Here is a 20,064-nt window from a genome sequence, read left to right as displayed (position 1 = left end):
TTCCTCTTCAATTACTGCTTTTCAATAGGAGCAAATGCTGCTAACAGGCGTTTCACGCCGACAGGGCTCGGGAAGGCAATATCAAGCTCTGTCCCTTCTCCTTCGCCTTTCACGCTGACGACAGTTCCTGTTCCCCATTTTTTATGGCCCGCCTTATCTCCGACTGCCCAGTTCAAGGTGTCGCCGCCTGTTTTGCTGGCGTAGGATACCGGGCGTGAAACAGGGCCGCGTCTCGGCTGCATTTTTCTCGCAGACGTCGCTCTCGTTTCTTTTTTCTCATTTAGGTTTTCCAATAAATCATCCGGTATTTCAGCAATGAAGCGAGATTCCGGGTTCATATTTGTCCGGCCAAACAAGGTGCGCATTTTAGCATTGGTCAGATAAAGCTCCTGTTCCGCCCTTGTAATCCCAACGTACGCAAGGCGGCGTTCTTCTTCCATTTCCGCTTCCTCCATGAGTGAACGGCTATGCGGGAAGACTCCTTCTTCAAGCCCCATCAAGAAAACAACCGGGAACTCCAGTCCTTTCGCGGCGTGCAGTGTCATCAGGGTGATCGCATCCTTGCCGCCTGACTCTTCCTCCTTCTGATCGAGCTGATCAATATCTGCGATCAGCGCCAAGTCTGTCAGGAACGCAACGAGTGTCTTGTCTTCACTTTTCTGTTCAAAGTTTTTCGTAACAGACAGGAACTCGTCGATATTTTCTAAACGGCTTTGGGCTTCGATCGATTTCTCCGCCTTCAGCATTTCTCTGTATTCCGTCTTATCAAGAATTTCTTCTGTCAGCTCTGTAATGGATAAGTAATCCTGCATATTGGTCAGGTTTTCAATCATCTGTCTAAAGCTGTCAAGCGCGTTTGCCGCTTTGGCACTGACGCCGATAAAATCAACCTGCTGAATCGCTTGGAAAAATGACAAACCGTTTATGGCCGCATACGAAGCGATTTTTTCAAGTGATGTCGCGCCGACTCCGCGCTTCGGCACATTGACAATGCGCGTGAAACTGATATCGTCATCCGGATTGGATACGAGGCGCAGGTACGCAAGAATGTCTTTAATTTCTTTTCTGTCATAGAACTTTGTGCCGCCGACAATGTTATAGTTCAAGCCCGCTTTGAGAAGCGTTTCCTCAATCACACGGGACTGCGCGTTTGTCCGGTATAATATGGCGATATCAGACAGCTTCCGCTTGCCTGAGCTGTGAAGCTGATGAATTTTACCGGCCACAAACTGTCCTTCTCCGAATTCATTATCACCGCGATAATAGGAAATTTTTATGCCTTCATCGTTTTCCGTCCACAAATTTTTCGGTTTGCGGTTAGAGTTGTTTTTGATGACCTCGTTAGCCGCACGCAAAATCCGTTTCGTTGAACGATAGTTTTGTTCTAGCAAAATCACGCTTGCATTCGGATAATCTTTTTCAAATGAAAGGATGTTGGTGATATCCGCGCCGCGCCATCTGTAGATTGACTGATCAGAATCCCCCACAACGCAAAGGTTCTGGAAACGCTCGGCAAGCTGCTTAACAAGCATGTATTGCGCCCTGTTCGTATCCTGATACTCATCAACATGGATGTATTGGAATTTGCGCTGATAAAATTCAAGTACTTCCGGCACTCGGTCAAACAGTTTAATCGTCGTCATAATCAAATCGTCGAAATCGAGCGACTGGTTTTTCAATAGCTTCTTCTGATAATCAGCATATACATCGCTGACCACCTGATCGTAGTAGCCGCCAGCAACTTTAGAGAATTCCTCCGGTTCGGTCAATTCGTTTTTCGCACTGCTGATCGTACCGAGGATGCTTCTCGGGTCAAACTTCTTCGGATCAAGATTGCGCTCCTTCAAAATCCCCTTGATCACTGAAAGCTGGTCAGCCGTATCAAGGATGGAGAAATTTCGGTTGATCCCAATCCGGTCGATATCTCTGCGCAAGATCCGCACGCACATGCTGTGGAATGTGGAAATCCAGATATCGTCCGCGCCGGGTCCGAGGATGCTTTCCACACGTTCTTTCATTTCGCGTGCCGCTTTATTTGTAAATGTGATCGCCAGAATGTTCCACGGCGCCACATGCTTTTCCGCCATTAAATAAGCAATTCTGTGTGTCAGGACACGCGTCTTTCCGCTTCCCGCTCCCGCCATCAGCAAAAGAGGCCCGTCCGTTGTTTTGACTGCTTCCTGCTGAACGGGGTTTAAACCGCTTAGTAATTGATTGCTAATATAATTCAAAATTTGTTCACCCGCCTATACAAAACATATGTTCTATCATAAACCAAATCCGTACAATTTACTACTCGCCTTTCACAGCCGCTACTGTTTTCAAAGCCCTGTCAAAATCTTCATACACAGCATTGCCTACAACGATCACGTCCGCATGCTCTGCATACTGTTTGGCCGTTTCCGCATCCTTGATGCCGCCCCCATAAAACAAGGTTGACGTTTCCAATACAGCCTTCGTTTTCTTGACAGCTTCTATGTCTCCAAGCATGCCGCTGTATTCTAAATAAAAAATCGGCAGTTGCAGCAGCTCCGACACACGCGCATAGGCGACAATATCATCCATATTCAGATCGGCGTCCGCTTCAGTCAGTGCCGCGGCTTTGCAATCTGGATTTGCGATGCAGTAGCCCTCCGCCACGATTTCTTCCATAGACATCAGTTCTCCGTATTCCTTCATGGCTTTCTGGTGCATTCCGACAATCCAATCCGCGTTTTTGCTGTTTAATACACTCGGAATAAAATATAAGTCAAAGCCGGGAACGATCGCTTCAATCGCTGATACCTCAAGGACACACGGCACCAAAAACCGTCTTACCTTAGACATCATCCGCAGGACATTATCCTCTGTTACACCATCACTGCCTCCGATAATGACCGCATCCGTTCCTGATTCGCAAAGAATCTCCAGCTGTTCGTCAGGCAAATCTTTATTTGGATCGAGTTTAAAGACATGCTTCCACTCCGTTACATCGTACACGTCATACGTTCCTCCATTCGTTTGTTACCATTTAAACATTATAACAAATTCACATAGCGCGGAAAAACGGAAAAAGCCGTTAATCTCGTTATTCACTGAAAAAGGTGTTTTGATTCTATTTTCATAAAAAAGAGAGCATATGGCAGTACCTGCATGGTGAGTCCTGTATCGGCAGGAGCACACATTTTTCACCAGATTCCTTCTGCTATTGTTTGGAAAGTGTTCTACTGTGGAAATGGTTACATAAAAAGGGAGGCTGAGAGATGGAAACCATCATAATAGCACTCATCGCATTTATCATTGGGATCATCGCTATCCCGATCGTCTTGTTTGCCTGGATCTACATAAAGGATGAAAAACAGCAGGAGCACTCAATTCTTCGCAACTATCCCGTCATCGGAAGGTTTCGGTATATCCTTGAAAAAATCGGGCCGGAGCTCAGACAGTATTTATACAGCAATGACAATGAAGAGCAGCCATTTTCACGAAAGGAATATGAGCAAACCGTCATCTCCGGCAAATACAAAAGCAGAATGATGGGCTTTGGATCTGTAAGAGATTTTGATAAACCTGGCTATTATATCCGTAACGCTATGTTTCCAAAACAAAGGGAAGAAATGCATGTAAATCAAACGCCAAAAATTGAAACCCAAATCTATAAAATGGATGCTGACAATCTGTTCAAACGCAAGGAGCATGCCGAACATATCAAGGCAGACCCGTATTTTCTCCATCCTGATGATGTACAGGTGATTGGCGAGCATACATGCGAGAAGCCATTTTATGTGAAGGGCTTAGTCGGCCAGTCTGCCATGAGCTACGGCTCTCTTGGAGAACGGGCTGTTACGGCGCTCTCAAAAGGGCTCCACCAGGCAGGCGGAACCTGGATGAATACAGGTGAAGGAGGATTGTCTGAGTATCACTTAAAGGGCGGCGCCGATATCATTTGCCAAATCGGACCGGGCCTATTCGGCGTGCGCAAAAGAAACGGGGAATTTTCATGGGAGGAATTTAAAAGAAAAAGCAGGATTGACCAGATTAAAGCGTTTGAGCTAAAGCTGGCACAAGGAGCGAAAACCCGCGGCGGCCATGTGGACGGCGCCAAAGTATCAGAGGAAGTGGCAGACATTCGGAATGTCGAACCTGGAAAGTCGATTGACAGCCCGAACCGTTTTTATGAATTCTCAAACCCTCCTGAAATGCTCGATTTTATTGAAAAACTTAGAGATGTCGGGCGAAAGCCAGTCGGCATCAAACTTGTCGCAGGGCATCCTGAAGAATTGCATGAGCTTTTCTCTTATATGCAGAAAAGCGGAAAGCATCCGGATTTTATCACGATCGACGGAAGTGAAGGCGGTACCGGAGCTTCCTTTTACGAGCTCGCGGATACAGTCGGCCTTCCGATTATGACAGCGCTGCCTATTGTTGACACGCTTCTTAAACAGTACGGCTTGCGCAGCCAGCTGAAAATCTTTGCTTCCGGAAAGCTCCTGACTCCTGATAAAATCGCGGTAGCCTTAGCCCTCGGCGCTGACTTTGTCAACATCGCACGCGGCATGATGTTTTCCGTTGGCTGCATCCGCGCTCTCGTCTGCCACACCAACACCTGTCCGGCAGGTGTGGCGACGACAGATCCGAAATTGCAAAAAGCGTTGAGCGTTGAGGAAAAACAGCATCGTGTCTGCAACTACGTTATTTCCCTGCGCGAGGGGCTGTTTAACCTTGCAGCCGCAGCAGGGATCAATTCGCCGATTCATTTTTCCAAGGAGCATGTTGTCTATCGGAAAGAGGATGGCAGTCTCATCGATATCGACAACCTGATCCATCAATTTGTTTCATAAAGAAACCGCCCTTGCCGAACGGCAGGGCGGTTCTATGTTATTTTGAAGAAGACTCAGTTTCCGTCTCCTTCACACGGTCAAGCGCCATTTCATAAGCGTCATTTCCGTAATTTAAGCAGCGTTTCACACGGGAAATCGTAGCCGTGGAAGCGCCTGTTTCTGTTTCAATCTTATGATACGTGTTTCCCTCGCGAAGCATGCGCGCCACTTCAAGGCGCTGAGCCAGCGATTGAATTTCGTTAATTGTGCATAGATCATCGAAGAATCGGTAACATTCCTCCAGGTCTTTCAGCGATAAGATCGAGTTAAATAACTGGTCCAGCTCTTTGCCGCGTAATTTATCGATTTGCATCGTTACACACCTTCTCCTTTACTAATGGAAGCCGCATCAAGATCAGGTACGATATTGACCCAAGTCTTTCCTGGCACAAACGGAAGCCACTTGCCGTCTTTTACCGGCACAATTCTGCCATTCACTTGTTTCCAGTCTGTTTCAATGACGTTTCCGTGCTGAAACAACAGACCTTTTCCCCCTGATTCCAAGTCGATGTCCCGCCTTCCATCTTGATCAATAATATGATGGCTGGCTTCAACAATGAAAATATTTTGCATTGCAACCGGCTTTCCGGTTTCCCGGTCTGTCGTTATGACACCATCAGAGCTTCTTGTATAAGATTCAGCTTTTTTATCATAGTTGTATTCGACAAGATTTGTAACGTTTTTTGTTCCATAATCTACCCGAACATTGTAAGATTCATTTGCAGGTTTTGCATCTGATGTTTGAAACAGCAGCGGATTTGTTTCCTGCTTCAGCTTATAACCCTTTTGTTCCGCCGCCTTTTTTATGTAATCATAAGACGTATAGGAATTGTGGGGCGGTTTGCTGAAATCAGCTCTCCAAAATAAGCTTCCGTCAAAATCCAATCCGTTCATATAATCGGCAGCTCCGGATTCCAGCTGCTCTTTGGCGCCGGGACTCCAGCCGTGATGGACAAATATGCTGTCAAAGCCATTGCTGAGAGTGACGAAATATTCCCGCGCGCTCCGCACAGGTCCGACAGTTTCAGGCATCTGGCTTTGGAAAATGGCCAGAAATCTTGTGATTTGCCCTTCGGCTAGCGCTTCTATGACAATGTCGGCTTTAGACAGACCCGACTGCGGCCTCGCCTTCGGGTGATTGTTCACCACAACAGCAACAGGCCGGCGTTCAGTCACCTTCTGTTCAGTCTTTAGCCCCGTTAAAGGAGCTTTCAGCTTCTTTGCAGTATCCGGGACAGCATCCTTCTGCTGGCAGGATACCAGCAGAAAAAACACGAAACACAGCGCGCAAACTGTCATCCATTTTTTCATATGTCGGCTCCCTGCTCTTTTATATTTTAACGCATTATCGATGGAAAGAGTACAGTTTTTTTCATGACGTCGAAGATTCCTCTTGGCGTAATGCGTATATACGGAAGGTGCGTACTTTGCAAAAAGAGCAGCGTATAGATAGGATCGCAAAACTCATAGCCTCTTTCAGTCAAAAGATCTCTCAGCTTTTGTTCCTTCTCAAGCACGTCTTCATACGCTTCCGAAGAGGCGCAGCCGCACAGCGCAAGCGGGATTTCATGCAGAATGTTTCCGTTCTCCGCTAAAACAATTCCTCCTCCGATTTCTTTCATGCGGGCGAAAGCGAGCAGCATATCCGCTTTATTTTTTCCAATCGCGACAATGTCGCCCGTCGTCGTAAAGGAGCTTACAAATCCCTGCACGCTTGAGGCAAACCCTTTTATCATCGTATTGACGCGCCATTTCCCGTGTCTGTCGAGCATCAACAAATAACTTTCATCATGGTCAAACGAGAGCTGTTCCATCGAATTGTCGATCTCAATCATATATGGCTCCATAATAACCGCATTCCGCATTTTCACGCCCATCGGCATAGAAAACTGCAAGTCATCCATCGTCATATCATATGAAAGCTCAAGCGGGACAAGACCGCCTTTGTGCCAGTCCGTCTTTGTAAACGCCTTCAAATCACAGCCGTCTTCACGCAGAATGGTCCCTTTTGACAGAACAGTCACGGGATTCGGATTTAACGGATCTTCCAGTATGTTGAGCGATGCCAGTCTGCCCGGTCCGACAACTCCTAAATAATCATCCATTTGGTAATACTTTGCGATATTAAATGATGCCATATTGTAGGCGTCGATTGCAGGTACGCCTTCTTCTAAAGCGATGCGAATCAGCTCGTTTGTCATGCCGCCTTTATAGAAATTCGGGGTTGCGCCATCTGTCGTGTAAAAGAAGTGGTCATAATAGCGGAAGCCCTTATCATGCAGCTCTTGCAAGATTTTTCTTACATCAGGGCGAATGGAAGAGTTCCGAAGAGAAACATAATAGCCCAGTTCCAGCCTTCTCATCACTTCATCACCTGTCATCGCTTCATGATCACAATCCGCTCCGAACAGCTTCATTTTTGTAAGCGTTTTATCAGAAGCGCCGGGAAAATGCCCTTCAATGCGTTTTCTCTGTTTCTTTGTAGCTTGCATGCAGTGGAGCATTAAATCATCACCATCTACCAGGCGAGGCCATCCGGTCATTTCTCCGCCTTGAATCACATCCGGATGTTCAATCCACTGTTTTCTGACGTCAAACGGAAGGACGTGGTCCTCGTTCAGAACCTCGGTCTGGAGGTCATAGCGTGACCACCAAAAATACTGGACAGGCTGCTTTTTGAGTTCATTCAAAATCGTAAGCGCTTTCTTTTTTCCGCTTTGCAAAAGCAAAAATAAGTTATCATTCACGAATGTCGTTGTTCCATATTGAGACACATATTCCGCCAGTGTTTGGGGATTATATATTTGAAAAGGATGTGCGTGCGGTTCAATATAACCTGGCACAATGTATTTTCCTTCACAATCAATCGTATGAATTTCTTCGGCTCTATTCGGAAGTTCATGACCCACATAAACAATGCGGTCCTGATAAATCCAAATGTTTTTTTTCAGCCATTGTTTTACATATGGATTTAAGACGAGAGCATTCCGTAAAAGGAGCGTTGGAAGCAGCTTTGAGTCTACAACATCAACCTGTGCCCTGATGTCTTTGTTTTTCCAGTTAAAGGTGCGTTCGGACATTCACATACTCTCCTTTACATGTATTAGACTCATGGTATCACATCCTTCCTCATCACGCACGATAAAAACGTTACAAATTTTTGAAGGTTCGGTTAAAAAACTTTTTTTAAGTAAAAGGAGCGGATTTCCTTGAAGCCAAACATCAGTCTCATCAATGCCGTGTTCAGAATCGCCTGCGGATTGACGATTATGTCAGCCGCAAGCGCAAAGTTTACGAAAAAACCTTGGTGCAGAATGCATCTCTTTTACATCTTTATGGGGGCCATGAAAGCGGGTTCGGGAATCTTGCGCTTCTGTCCTGTGACCTACATGTTTCAACACAGTGATTCTGGAAATAACGAGCATCAAAACGGATAAATGAAAAAGCTTGATCACAAAACGTGATCAAGCTTTTTTTTATGCCCTCCCTTTGTTTTCATATAGAGATATCCTGCAGCTGCCAGCACTGCCGGATAAAGCAGTGCCCAGCCGCTGAATGAATAAATCACCGCGCACGCCACAAACGCCCCGAGCGCCATCCACCAGCCTGAATCTCTCCAGCTCAGGAGTTTCAGTGCTGCCGCCAATGTACATATGTAAGATGCGATGAAAGCCGCGCTCGGCCCTTTCAACAGAGTCGACAAATCGATTTGAAAGACGCCATGCGCTGCAAGCACTAAGCCAAACACCGCGGCCATCGCTGTCAAAACACGAATAGGTGTACGTTTTGTCACATTCAGTTTTCCAAAATATACGGGAATGTGCCCCTCTCTCGCCAATGCGTACACCATTCTTGAAAAACCAGCAATATTGGCATGGATGGTAGCGAATGTAATAAACAGCGCTAAACATACCGTGACATATACACCGCTTTCCCCTGCTCCTTTTGAGATGAGCATGGCAAGCGATGCAATTTCTCCATTCTCTCCATATGAATGAGTACCCACGGTCACAAATGACAGCATGATATACAGCCCCGCCACACAAGACGCTGCCAAAAACAAGCTGAGCGGGACATCTTTTTCAGGACGATGAAATTCCTCAGCCAACGGGGTAATCATTTCCCAGCCTACAAAAGAGAAAAAAATCATAACAGAAACAGATCCAGCGGCAGACCAGCCATGCGGAAGAAACGGCTTGAATTCTGCTATCGTGACGTGTGGCAATGACACAGCAATAGAAGTGACAAGCAGAAATACGATGACACATATAACGAGTGTACTAATGTTTGCTGATAGTTGAATCCCTCTCATATGAAGCAAAATAGATATAGCCAGCATGCAACCAGCAATCAATGTAATCTGCCAATCGGCCGCCTCTGTGATGTAACTGACGTAATGCGCGCCAGTCAAAGCGATGATGGGAACGCCGATCGGAACGGACCCTAACATGATCCAGCCCAAAATAGCCCCGGCTTTTTTCTGAAAGGCCAGCTGCACATAAGCCGTGATTCCTCCCGCGCTAGGCGCTATTTTCACAAGCCGGGCCAGCGTGCCGACAAGAAAAAAGGATAAGAAGGACATGAACACCCAAACAAATAAAGAAGCGGGGCCGGCCGTGTCCGCGGTGACAGACGGCAGGATTAATATCCCGCATCCTAAAACCGCCCCAATCGTTAACGCCGTCCCTTGTATCCAAGTAATAGAGCGCTGCAATTCTGGCAACATGATGCCCCCTCTCTGATTGATGGCTTTATTATAGAAAAAATAAGACGGCATCCATATGCTACAATGAAGTTAAATCAACAGCATTACCTTACGATCAAAGGAATTTTCATTCATTCGCCTAAATATGTAAAGGAGCCAGACAAATGGACGATACAGACCTTCAGATTCTCTCGCATTTGCAGCGAAACGGCAGATTAACGATGGTTGAGCTGGGAAAGCTTGTCGGACTCAGCTCGCCAAGCGCGGCGGAGCGTGTCAGGAAGCTGGAAGACAAAGGAGTGATTACCGGCTACAGCGCGAATATCTGTTACGAAAAACTAAACAAGCATGTCACCGCTTTTATTCTCATGGAGCCGAAAAGCTGCAAGCACTACGCCGCCTTTGCAACATCGCATCCTGATGTAGCAGAAAACCACCGCATCACGGGGATGTACAGCTATGTGACAAAGGTCGTGACTGAATCGGTACATACGCTTGAGGATTTTATTGACACCTCGATGGCCCATGGAAAACCAACCACGCTCGTTGTGCTTTCTTCTTCTAGCTGCCATCCCGCTTTTTGATAACAAAAAACCCGCAGCTATTCTGCGGGTTTTCCTCACTTATTTTTGGGCAGCCTTTAAAGCGCGTGCCCCAATGTCTTTTCTGAAAAAGAGTCCCGGTTTGAAAATTTCATCAACCGCTTTGTACACTCGGTCTCTAGCCGCTTCAAACGTTTCATCAAAAGCCGTCACATTGGCGACGCGCCCCCCGTTTGTAACGAACTCTCCACCTTCTGCTTTCGTTCCGGCATGGAAGACCACGACCTGCTCAGTTTCTGCTGCAAGGCTGCCGATCGGCGTGCCTTTTGCATAGCTTTCCGGATACCCTTCTGATGCAAGCACAACACTCACTGCCGCGGTATCCTTCCATCTTAAGTCAACTTCCTTATCATCTAAAAGATCAAGAAGCACCTGTACCAGATCAGATTCCATGCGCGGAAGCACGACCTGTGTTTCCGGATCGCCGAAACGGGCATTAAATTCAATGACCTTCGAGCCGTTTTCAGTAAGCATCAATCCAGCGTACAAAACGCCAGTGAAGGAACGGCCTTCTTGTACCATTGCTTTTGCAGCCGGCTTAACGATCGTTTCTACAGCATGGCGGACCGTTTCTTCCGAAATTTGCGGAACTGGCGAGTAGGCGCCCATGCCGCCTGTATTCGGGCCTTTGTCTCCGTCAAACGCCCGCTTGTGATCCTGGGCAATCACCATCGGATACACCTTTTCCCCTTTGACAAAGGCCATTAGAGAAAATTCTTCACCAGAAAGATATTCTTCAATGACAACGGACGCGCTCGCATCACCGAACTTTTCATCTTCAAGAAAGTCATGCAAGCACGCAATTGCTTCTTCCTCTGTCATAGCCACAGTAACGCCTTTTCCAGCTGCAAGTCCATCTGCTTTTATCACAATCGGAGCACCTTTTTCCTGCACATATGCCTTCGCCTCATCAAAGGATGTAAACGTCTCGTATTCTGCGGTCGGAATGTCGTATTTCTTCATTAAATCCTTAGCGAACTGTTTGCTTCCTTCGATGATCGCCGCAGCTTTTGACGGACCGAACACATGTAAGCCCGCTTTTTCGAATTCATCCACCAGACCTTCAATTAAAGGAACCTCAGGGCCGACAATGGTCAGGCCGACCTGATTTTGTTTTGCAAATGAGACAAGCCCTGCGTGGTCGCTTTCCTCAATGTTTACAAGCTGAGCGGAAGCTGCCATGCCGTCATTTCCGGGAGCGGCAAATACATTCTCGACGAGGCTGCTTTGCGCTGCCTTCCACGCCAGCGTATGTTCTCTTCCGCCTTTACCGATAATTAATACATTCACGTCGTTTTCATCCCCTTAATGTTTGAAGTGTCTGATGCCGGTGAATACCATGGCAATGCCGTATTCATCCGCTTTTTTGATGGAATCCTCATCTCGGATCGATCCGCCTGGCTGAATGATGGCTGTAACGCCCGCTTTTGCCGCTTCTTCGACAGTATCTGGCATTGGGAAATATGCATCCGAACCGAGCGCGCTGCCCTTCGCTTTTTCCCCTGCTTGCTCGATTGCGATTTTTGCCGATCCGACGCGGTTCATTTGGCCTGCTCCCACGCCGACTGTCATGTTGTCCTTCGCGAGAACAATCGCATTTGATTTCACATGCTTCACGACTTTCCAAGCAAGCTTCAAGTCTTCCCACTCTTGCTCGTTCGGCTCTCTTTTTGTCGGAATGCTAATCTCAGCATCATCGAAGCCGTGCATATCTAAATCTTGAATCAGCAGCCCGCCTTGAACAGATGTCAGTTGTTTTTCCTTTTGAACAGCGGCGGATACGTCAAGCGTCAGCAGACGGAGATTTTTCTTCGCAGTCAGGACGTCGAGCGCTTCTTGGCTGAATGAAGGCGCAATGATGATTTCTAAGAAAATGTTGTGAAGCGCTTCGGCAGTTGCCTTGTCCACTTCACGGTTCAGCGCGATAATGCCGCCGAAGATAGATGTTTTATCCGCTTCAAACGCTCTGTCAAACGCTTCTGCGATCGTTTTTCCTGTTCCTACACCGCACGGGTTCATGTGCTTCACAGCAACAGCAGCCGGTTCAGTGAATTCACGAACGATTTGAACTGCCGCATCCGTGTCTTTAATGTTGTTGTAAGAAAGCTCTTTTCCGTGAAGCTGTTCTGCTTGCGCAATGGAGCCTTTGACAGGAAGAGCTGTTTGATAGAAAGTTGCTTCCTGATGCGGGTTTTCTCCATAGCGAAGCGATTGTTTTTTCTCAAATGTCACAGTGAATTGCTCTGGTTCTTTTTCACCGACAACATTTGTCAGATAGTCAGCGATCAGTGCATCATATGCCGCAGTATGACGGAATACCTTTGCCGCGAGCTCGCGTTTTTTCTGAAGAGATACGCTGCCTTCTTCTTTGATTTGATTCAGCACTGGGCTGTAATCGGCCGGATCGACGATAACCGTGACATCCTGATGGTTCTTTGATGCCGCACGCAGCATGCCAGGTCCGCCGATGTCGATATTTTCGATCGCTTCTTCATATGTGACGTCTTCCTTAGAAATCGTTTCTTTAAATGGATAGAGGTTGACGACAACGAGGTCAATCGGCTGAATCCCGTGTTCATTGATCTGCGCCATATGCTCTTCATTGCCGCGAACCGCCAGAAGGCCGCCGTGAATATTCGGGTGAAGGGTTTTTAACCGGCCGTCCATAATTTCAGGGAAGCCTGTCACTTCCGAAATTCCGATCACATCCACACCGTTTTCTTGAAGAAGCTTTTTCGTTCCGCCTGTGGAGATGACTTCAACGCCAAGCTCTGTCAGTTCTTTTACGAAAGGAACGAGATTTGTTTTATCTGAAACACTGATTAATGCACGTTTAATGGTCATGCCTTTTCACCTCTGTTATTTAATCCTAATAGCTGTTTAATCACACTCGGATACCATTTATGCTCAAGCTTGTGAATTCGCTGTTCGATTGTTTCCAATGTATCATGTTCATCAATTTCGATTGCCTTTTGAGCGATGATCGGACCTGTATCCATTCCTTCATCGACATAATGCACGGTGATTCCGGCCACCTTCACACCCGCCCGGAACGCCTGTCCGACTGCGTCGATTCCAGGAAACGCCGGAAGAAGCGACGGGTGAATGTTAATGATTTTTCCTCCATATGCTTGAAGGAGCGTATCACCGATCAGCCTCATATAGCCGGCAAGAACAATCAATTCAACCTCGTGAAGACGAAGCTGTTCAATGATGGCTTGTTCAAATGCGGCCTTGTTTTCATAAGACTTCGGCTCAAATGCAAAGGATGGAATGTGGAATGCTTCCGCCCGTTCGATGACTTTCGCCTGCGGTTTGTCGCAAACGAGGAGCGCTGCTGACGCATCCCAGTTCTCCTCCTTCAAACGCGTAACGATGGCTTCGAAGTTTGAACCGTTTCCTGATGCAAATACCGCAAACTTTTTCATGAAAGTGCCGCACCGCCGAATGTGACGCCTTCACCTTTTTTCACACGCCCGATTAAATAGGCTTTTTCGCCATGGCTTTCAAGCGTTCCGATCACATCTGTCAGATGCTCTTCTTTGACAGCCAAAACAAAACCGATCCCCATATTAAAGACGTTGAACATGTCTTCTTCCTTCAGCTTGCCGTACTCTTGCAGGAAAGAGAAAATCGGCGGGATCGGCCATGAGCCATGATCAATTTCCGCACTTAAGCCTTCCGGAAGCATACGCGGAATATTTTCAATAAATCCTCCGCCTGTCACGTGCGCCATGCCGTCGATTTTTCCGCTTTTGACCGCGGCAAGCACAGGCTTCACGTAAATCCTTGTCGGTTCAAGCAATTCCTCGCCAAGCGGGCGTTCAAACGGCTCATATGTTGTATCGAGGTCCAGCTCCGCATCATCCAGAAGCACTTTTCTGACAAGGGAAAAGCCGTTGCTGTGAAGGCCGCTGGAGCTGAGACCGATCAACAGATGGCCCTCTTCAATGTTTTCTCCAGTCACGATTTCGTCCTTTTCTGCCACTCCGACTGAGAAACCGGCAATATCGTATTCATCAGCTGTATAGAGCCCCGGCATTTCAGCCGTTTCACCGCCGACTAAGGCTGAACCTGACTGCTCACAGCCTTCCGCAACACCTTGTACAATCTGTTCAATTTTCACTGGGTCCGCTTTGCCAACCGCTAAATAATCGAGGAAAAACAGCGGCTCTGCACCTTGTGCCAGCACGTCATTGACACACATTGCAACAGCGTCCACGCCAATCGTGTCATGCTTATCCATGGAAAAAGCGAGCTTTAATTTTGTGCCGACACCGTCCGTTCCCGAAATGAGAACTGGTTTTTGATAAGAAAGCTCAGACAGGTCAAACATGCCGCCAAAACCGCCAAGGCTGCCCATAACGCCAAGCCGTTTCGTGCGCTCCACGTGTTTTTTCATTCGTTTTACAGCTTCATATCCGGCTTCGATGTCAACTCCTGCGTTTTTATATGCTTCAGACATCCTATTCACTCCTTTAAGGCGCTTTTCAAAATATCTCCCCGAACGAGGGCAGAAAGAGAAAGGCAGCCGAACTGCGCTGCCTTTATGTCATTTTTCAAGTTTTATTTGGTTAATACTGCTTCTTTTACGTGAGGAAGCACTGTATCCTGGTAAATTTCAGTCGGATATTTTCCTGTAAAGCAAGCGAGACACTGTCCGCAATTCGAGTCATCGTATTTTCTGCCGATGCCTTTCAGCAGCCCTTCCACACTCAAAAATGAGAGGGTATCGGCTCCGATTTCCTGACGGATTTCTTCAACAGAATGCGAAGACGCGATCAGTTCTTCATGTGTGGAAGTGTCAATGCCGTAAAAGCACGGATGAGCGATCGGCGGTGAACTGATTTTCACATGCACCTCTGTCGCACCCGCTTCTCTTAGCATCGTGACAATCCGGCGGCTAGTTGTTCCTCGCACGATAGAGTCATCCACCATCACGACGCGTTTGCCTTCTACAACCCCGCGCACCGCAGACAGCTTCATTCTGACGCCTTGCTCACGCAGAGCCTGGGACGGCTGAATAAACGTTCTGCCAACATAACGGTTTTTGATTAAGCCAAGCTCATACGGAATGCCTGTTGCCTCTGCATAGCCGATCGCCGCAGAAATACTGGAATCCGGAACCCCGGTTACGACGTCAGCTTCAACTGCGGATTCCTGAGCCAGCATTTTCCCAAGGTTTTTACGGGCACTGTGTACGTTAATACCGTCAATATTGCTGTCTGGTCTGGAGAAATAAATGTACTCCATGCTGCAAATGGAACGGTTGATATTCATGGAAAAACGCTCTGATTTCATTCCTTCATCATTAATGATCAGCATTTCTCCCGGCTCTACCTCACGAAGGTACGTTGCGCCGACGACGTCAAATGCGCATGTTTCTGATGCGACCACATAAGCGTCGCCCATCATGCCGATGGATAGCGGTCTCAGCCCGTTTGGATCAAGTGCGACAATCATTTCTGTTTCGGTCATGATCAGGAACGCGTAGGCGCCTTTCAGCATAGAAAGCGAGTTTTTAATTTGGTCCTTCAGCGTGAAGTGTCCGCTTCTTTTGATCAGGTGAGCCAAAACCTCTGTATCCGAAGAGGTTTGAAAGATGCTCCCTTGATTTTCGAGCTGCTGCTTTAGCTGAGTGGCGTTGACAAGATTTCCGTTATGAGCAAGCGCCAGGCTGCCATTGTTTTGGGAACGGAAGAGGAGCGGCTGAACATTTTCGTATCCGCCGCCTCCAGCCGTTGCGTACCGAACGTGCCCGATAGCGCCTTTTCCCTTTACTTTGCTGAGTTCGCCGTTTTGAAATACTTCAGTGATCAGACCTTGGCCTTTGTGAGCCGTCAGCTTTTCACCATCAGTCGCTACGATGCCCGCACCCTCCTGTCCTCGGTGCTGAAGGCTGTGGAGACCGTAATACGTGATTTGCGGGGCTTCTTCATGTCCCCAAATCCCAAAAACGCCGCATTCTTCATTTAAGCCTTTGATTTCAGCAAGCATGGGATAGCTCCTTTCCATACGCGTTCAAGCTCTTTCGTTTGCGCATGAATCATTTGTTGTCCGTCTTGGTTTTGAATCGCCAGAATTCCGTCAGCTGTTACCTCACCAATATGAATCGCATCTTTGACAGTTGCTTCAAACGCAGCTTGATGTTCTTTTTTCACTGAAACGACGAAGCGGGATTGAGATTCAGAGAATAATAACGCCGCTTCCCCTTCTACAGTCACATTAGCGCCAAGGTTTTCCGTCGTCATGACACTTTCCGCAATCGCTACGCCTAAGCCGCCTTCAGACACATCATGCGCAGATTGAACGAAGCCTTTTTTAATCGCGTCAAGCAGTGCTCTTTGGCGAGACAGCTCGACATCAAGATCGATTTGCGGCGCTTTGCCGTAAATGCGGCCTTCTGTCATTTTTTGCAGCTCGCTTCCGGCAAACTCTGGTTTTGTTTCGCCGATCACATATACGAGATCTCCCGCTTGTTTGAAATGCTGTGTTGTAATGTGTGCTGTATCTTCAATTAAGCCAACCATGCCGATAACTGGTGTCGGATAGATCGCCGTGCCGTTTGATTCGTTATAAAGCGATACGTTACCGCCGATAACCGGTGTGCTGAGAACATTGCACGCTTCGCTTATGCCGTCTGCCGCTTTTTCGATCTGCCAGAAGATTTCCGGCTTCTCCGGGTTTCCGAAGTTAAGGTTATCTGTGACCGCAAGCGGTTCTGCGCCTGAGCAAATGATGTTGCGCGCTGCTTCAGCGACAGCAATTTTCCCTCCGACTTCAGGATCAAGATAGAGATAACGCGCGTTACAGTCTGTCGTCATCGCCAGCGCCTTTTTCGTTCCGCGGATTCTGAGAACACCAGCATCAGACCCAGGAGCGACAACTGTATTCGTGCGCACCATGTAGTCATACTGATCATACACCCACTCTTTACTCGCAATCGTCGGCTGCTGAAGAAGGGCCTTCAGCGTTTCATTCGCATCTTCAATTTGCGGAGCCTGAACGTCCGTTTCCAAAAACTCGCGATAGTAAGCAGGCTCTTGAGAAGGCTTATGGTAAACCGGTGCTTCTTCTGCCAAGGCATCAACAGGCAGCTCGCACACAACCTCTCCTTTGTGTGTCAGGCGAAGCATTTTATCATCTGTCACATGTCCGACAGAAACCGCTTCAAGATCGTACTTGTCAAAAATATCGATGATTTCCTGCTCACGTCCGCGCTCAATAACCAAAAGCATCCGTTCTTGTGATTCAGAAAGCATCATTTCATACGCGGTCATGCCTGTTTCGCGCTGAGGAATCAGGTCAAGGTTCATTTCAATGCCAGAACCGGCTTTACTTGCCATTTCTGCACTTGAGCTTGTTAAACCGGCAGCTCCCATATCCTGAATGCCGACTAAGGCGTCGCATTGGATGACTTCCAGACATGCTTCAAGCAAAAGCTTCTCCATAAACGGATCGCCGACTTGGACAGCAGAACGCTTTTCTTCAGACGAGTCTGACATTTCTTCAGAAGCAAACGTAGCGCCGTGGATGCCGTCACGCCCAGTTTTCGCTCCTACGTACATTACTGTGTTGCCGACACCTTTTGCCTGGCCTTTTTTGATGTCTTCATGATTGATTAAACCGACGCACATTGCGTTGACGAGCGGATTTCCTTCATAGCTGCTGTCAAACTGCACTTCTCCGCCGACTGTCGGGATGCCGATACAGTTGCCGTATCCGGCGATACCCGCTACTACTTCTTCAAACAAGTACTTCACGCGTGGTGAAGTCAGTTCACCAAATCGAAGAGAGTTCAATACAGCGATTGGGCGTGCACCCATTGAAAATACGTCACGGATAATTCCGCCTACGCCAGTCGCAGCGCCTTGGTAAGGCTCGAGAGCTGATGGGTGGTTATGTGATTCAATTTTGAACACAACCGCTTGGTTATCACCGATATCCACGATTCCGGCGCCTTCCCCCGGCCCCTGCAGCACACGCTCGCCGCTTGTCGGGAATTTACGCAGAATCGGCTTTGAGTTTTTATAGCTGCAATGCTCAGACCACATGACAGAAAAAATTCCGATTTCTGTGTAGTTCGGCAATCTTCCAAGAATGGATTCTATCAATGCAAACTCATCATCACTGACACCCATTTGCTGATACAGTTTCTCTTCTTTTATTTGTTCTTTACTTGGTTCAAGCAGTAGTGACATGAGTTTCCCTCCAATTTTTCACGATAGACTGGAACAATTTAAGACCGTCGGCGCTTCCAAGCAGTTCATCGACCGCGCGCTCAGGGTGAGGCATCATGCCTAATACATTGCCTTTCTCATTCACGACACCGGCAATGTCGCTGACACTTCCATTAATATTAGAGCCGTATGTGAAAGCAATTTGATTGTTTTCCTTTAATGAAGCAAGCGTCTCGTCATCACAGTAGAAATTCCCTTCACCGTGGGCAACCGGGATTGTAATCGATTGTCCCTTTTCGTAGGAAGCTGTGAATAACGTTTCGTCGTTCTGAACAATTAATTCAACCGGACGGCAAATGAACTTCAAATCTTTGTTGCGTCTCATTGCACCTGGCAGAAGGCCAAGCTCCTGTAAAATCTGGAATCCGTTGCAGACGCCAAGAACAGGTTTTCCTTCAGCCGCTGCTTGTTTGACAGCTGGCATAATATTCGCAAATCGGGCGATGGCGCCGCATCTTAAGTAATCGCCGTAAGAAAACCCTCCCGGAATTAACACGCCGTCGAAGCCGTCAAGACTTGTTTCCTCATGCCAGACGTATTCCACTTCATGGCCGAGCTCATCCTTTACAGCATGATACATATCGATATCACAGTTGGAGCCGGGTAACACAATCACCGCAAATTTCACTGTGCGACTACCTCCTCAACCTCGTATCTGTAATCTTCAATCACTGTGTTCGCAAGAAGTTTTTCGCACATTTCTTTCACTAGCACGTCAAGATCACGGTCAGATTTTTCAATGGTAAGCTCCATGTATTTCCCGATGCGCACATCTTGAACTTCGTTATAAGTCATACTGTGCAAGGCATGCTGGACAGCGCTCCCTTGTGGATCCAGTACACTTTCTTTTAAGCTGACATAAACTTTTACTTTATACATGATGAATGCCTCCCAGTCTTTTGAAAATCTCTTCGTATGCGTCGGTTAAGCTTCCCAGATTGCGTCTGAATAAATCTTTGTCCAGCTTTTCGTTCGTGTTTTTATCCCACAAGCGGCATGTGTCAGGAGAAATTTCATCCGCCAAAAGCACTTGCCCTTCTGCATCTAAACCGAATTCAAGCTTGAAATCTATTAATCTGACATGACAATCGTCGAAAATGCTTTGAAGCTCTTCATTTACTGTTTTTGTAATGGACTTAATGGTTTCTACCTGCTCAGGAGTCGCCGCTTTCAAAAGCCAAATATGATCTTCTGTGATGAGCGGATCACCCAGCGCGTCATCCTTGTAGTAAAACTCGATAATCGGCTGCTCAAGCTCCGTGCCTTCTGGAATGCCGAGACGTTTGGACATGCTTCCTGCCACAACATTTCTGACCACGACTTCAAGCGGCACAATCGTTACCTTTTTAATAAGCTGTTCCGTTTCCGAAATGCGCTCGATAAAGTGATTGTTAATGCCCTTTGCATGAAGGTGTTTGAAAATTAAGCTTGAAATCTCGTTATTTAAGCGCCCTTTCCCGCTGATTTCTGCTTTTTTCTCGCCGTTAAAGGCAGTGGCGGAGTCTTTATACACGACATACAGCGTGTTTTCGTCATCGGTTTTGTAGATCTTTTTTGCTTTTCCTTCGTATAAAAGTTCATTCTTCACAATATTCACGGAAGGCCTCCTAACCCGAATGTTGGGAATTTTCAAACTGCGGCGGCATAGAAGAAGCCGC

18 protein-coding genes are annotated in these 20,064 nt (G+C 47.2%); 3 read left to right on the top strand and 15 right to left on the bottom strand.

Annotation, left to right across the window (positions count from 1 at the left end; genetic code table 11):
* Positions 1-11: 11 nt before the first annotated feature.
* Positions 12-2,231 (bottom strand): DNA helicase PcrA, encoded by a 2,220-nt coding sequence (pcrA, locus tag bslm_RS03565; RefSeq protein ID WP_015383008.1) that lies wholly within the window; start codon positions 2,229-2,231, stop codon positions 12-14.
* A 61-nt stretch (positions 2,232-2,292) separates the two neighbouring features.
* A complete protein-coding gene (locus tag bslm_RS03560; protein ID WP_014479073.1) occupies positions 2,293-2,979 on the bottom strand; it encodes a heptaprenylglyceryl phosphate synthase in 687 nt (228 codons plus the stop codon).
* Positions 2,980-3,242: 263 nt separating this feature from the next.
* Between bslm_RS03560 and bslm_RS03555 the strand changes: the two genes are divergently transcribed.
* The gene (locus tag bslm_RS03555; protein WP_046380824.1) at positions 3,243-4,820 is read left to right on the top strand and encodes an FMN-binding glutamate synthase family protein; all 1,578 of its coding nucleotides are present in this window, start codon (positions 3,243-3,245) and stop codon (positions 4,818-4,820) included.
* 37 nt (positions 4,821-4,857) lie between these two features.
* On the opposite strand, the gene bslm_RS03550 is transcribed toward bslm_RS03555, so the two are convergent.
* The 3 genes from bslm_RS03550 to bslm_RS03540 are packed head-to-tail and all read right to left on the bottom strand — an operon-like array spanning position 4,858 to position 7,939.
* Positions 4,858-5,172, bottom strand: coding sequence for a YerC/YecD family TrpR-related protein (locus bslm_RS03550; protein WP_003219429.1), 315 nt, complete (start codon positions 5,170-5,172; stop codon positions 4,858-4,860).
* A gap of 2 nt (positions 5,173-5,174) precedes the next feature.
* Positions 5,175-6,170: a DUF3048 domain-containing protein gene (locus bslm_RS03545; RefSeq protein ID WP_046380823.1), complete on the bottom strand. Its 996-nt coding sequence runs from the start codon at positions 6,168-6,170 to the stop codon at positions 5,175-5,177.
* Between the two features lie 26 nt (positions 6,171-6,196).
* On the bottom strand, positions 6,197-7,939 hold the full coding sequence (locus bslm_RS03540; protein WP_046380822.1) for an adenine deaminase: 1,743 nt from the start codon (positions 7,937-7,939) through the stop codon (positions 6,197-6,199).
* 129 nt (positions 7,940-8,068) lie between these two features.
* Between bslm_RS03540 and bslm_RS03535 the strand changes: the two genes are divergently transcribed.
* The gene (locus bslm_RS03535; protein WP_003233931.1) at positions 8,069-8,296 is read left to right on the top strand and encodes a YgaP family membrane protein; all 228 of its coding nucleotides are present in this window, start codon (positions 8,069-8,071) and stop codon (positions 8,294-8,296) included.
* 14 nt (positions 8,297-8,310) lie between these two features.
* On the opposite strand, the gene bslm_RS03530 is transcribed toward bslm_RS03535, so the two are convergent.
* Entirely contained in the window at positions 8,311-9,585 is a 1,275-nt protein-coding gene (locus bslm_RS03530) for an APC family permease (protein WP_046380821.1), read from the bottom strand.
* Positions 9,586-9,728: 143 nt separating this feature from the next.
* On the opposite strand from bslm_RS03530, the gene bslm_RS03525 reads away from it, so the two are divergent.
* Complete coding sequence (locus bslm_RS03525) at positions 9,729-10,148, top strand: Lrp/AsnC family transcriptional regulator (RefSeq protein ID WP_003242890.1); 420 nt, start codon at positions 9,729-9,731, stop codon at positions 10,146-10,148.
* Positions 10,149-10,187: 39 nt separating this feature from the next.
* Here the strand turns inward: bslm_RS03525 and purD are convergent, their stop codons facing one another.
* The 9 genes from purD to purC all read right to left on the bottom strand — a co-directional run bounded on the left by purD (position 10,188) and on the right by purC (position 20,003).
* A complete protein-coding gene (purD, locus tag bslm_RS03520; RefSeq protein ID WP_003242993.1) occupies positions 10,188-11,456 on the bottom strand; it encodes a phosphoribosylamine--glycine ligase in 1,269 nt (422 codons plus the stop codon).
* A 15-nt stretch (positions 11,457-11,471) separates the two neighbouring features.
* Positions 11,472-13,010, bottom strand: coding sequence for a bifunctional phosphoribosylaminoimidazolecarboxamide formyltransferase/IMP cyclohydrolase (purH, locus tag bslm_RS03515; protein WP_046380820.1), 1,539 nt, complete (start codon positions 13,008-13,010; stop codon positions 11,472-11,474).
* Positions 13,007-13,594, bottom strand: coding sequence for a phosphoribosylglycinamide formyltransferase (gene purN / locus bslm_RS03510; RefSeq protein ID WP_015252651.1), 588 nt, complete (start codon positions 13,592-13,594; stop codon positions 13,007-13,009). Before purN ends, purH begins: the two co-directional genes overlap by 4 nt.
* On the bottom strand, positions 13,591-14,631 hold the full coding sequence (gene purM / locus bslm_RS03505; RefSeq protein WP_003233945.1) for a phosphoribosylformylglycinamidine cyclo-ligase: 1,041 nt from the start codon (positions 14,629-14,631) through the stop codon (positions 13,591-13,593). The genes purN and purM overlap by 4 nt, the downstream gene beginning before the upstream one ends.
* Before the next feature lie 101 nt (positions 14,632-14,732).
* A complete protein-coding gene (purF, locus tag bslm_RS03500; protein ID WP_003233947.1) occupies positions 14,733-16,163 on the bottom strand; it encodes an amidophosphoribosyltransferase in 1,431 nt (476 codons plus the stop codon).
* The gene (gene purL / locus bslm_RS03495; protein WP_046160142.1) at positions 16,139-18,367 is read right to left on the bottom strand and encodes a phosphoribosylformylglycinamidine synthase subunit PurL; all 2,229 of its coding nucleotides are present in this window, start codon (positions 18,365-18,367) and stop codon (positions 16,139-16,141) included. Before purL ends, purF begins: the two co-directional genes overlap by 25 nt.
* Positions 18,351-19,034, bottom strand: coding sequence for a phosphoribosylformylglycinamidine synthase subunit PurQ (purQ, locus tag bslm_RS03490; RefSeq protein ID WP_014663062.1), 684 nt, complete (start codon positions 19,032-19,034; stop codon positions 18,351-18,353). The genes purL and purQ overlap by 17 nt, the downstream gene beginning before the upstream one ends.
* Positions 19,031-19,285 carry a phosphoribosylformylglycinamidine synthase subunit PurS gene (gene purS / locus bslm_RS03485; protein WP_003219409.1) on the bottom strand — a complete coding sequence of 85 codons (255 nt, stop codon included), beginning with the start codon at positions 19,283-19,285 and terminating at the stop codon, positions 19,031-19,033. Before purS ends, purQ begins: the two co-directional genes overlap by 4 nt.
* Entirely contained in the window at positions 19,278-20,003 is a 726-nt protein-coding gene (purC, locus tag bslm_RS03480; RefSeq protein WP_046380819.1) for a phosphoribosylaminoimidazolesuccinocarboxamide synthase, read from the bottom strand. Before purC ends, purS begins: the two co-directional genes overlap by 8 nt.
* Between the last annotated feature and the right edge of the window lie 61 nt (positions 20,004-20,064).

Source organism: Bacillus sp. LM 4-2, assembly GCF_000978495.1.
GTDB classification, from domain to species: domain Bacteria; phylum Bacillota; class Bacilli; order Bacillales; family Bacillaceae; genus Bacillus; species Bacillus subtilis.
The sequence above is the reverse complement of the archived record's forward strand: the minus strand, read 5'-3'. Positions and strand labels throughout refer to the sequence as shown.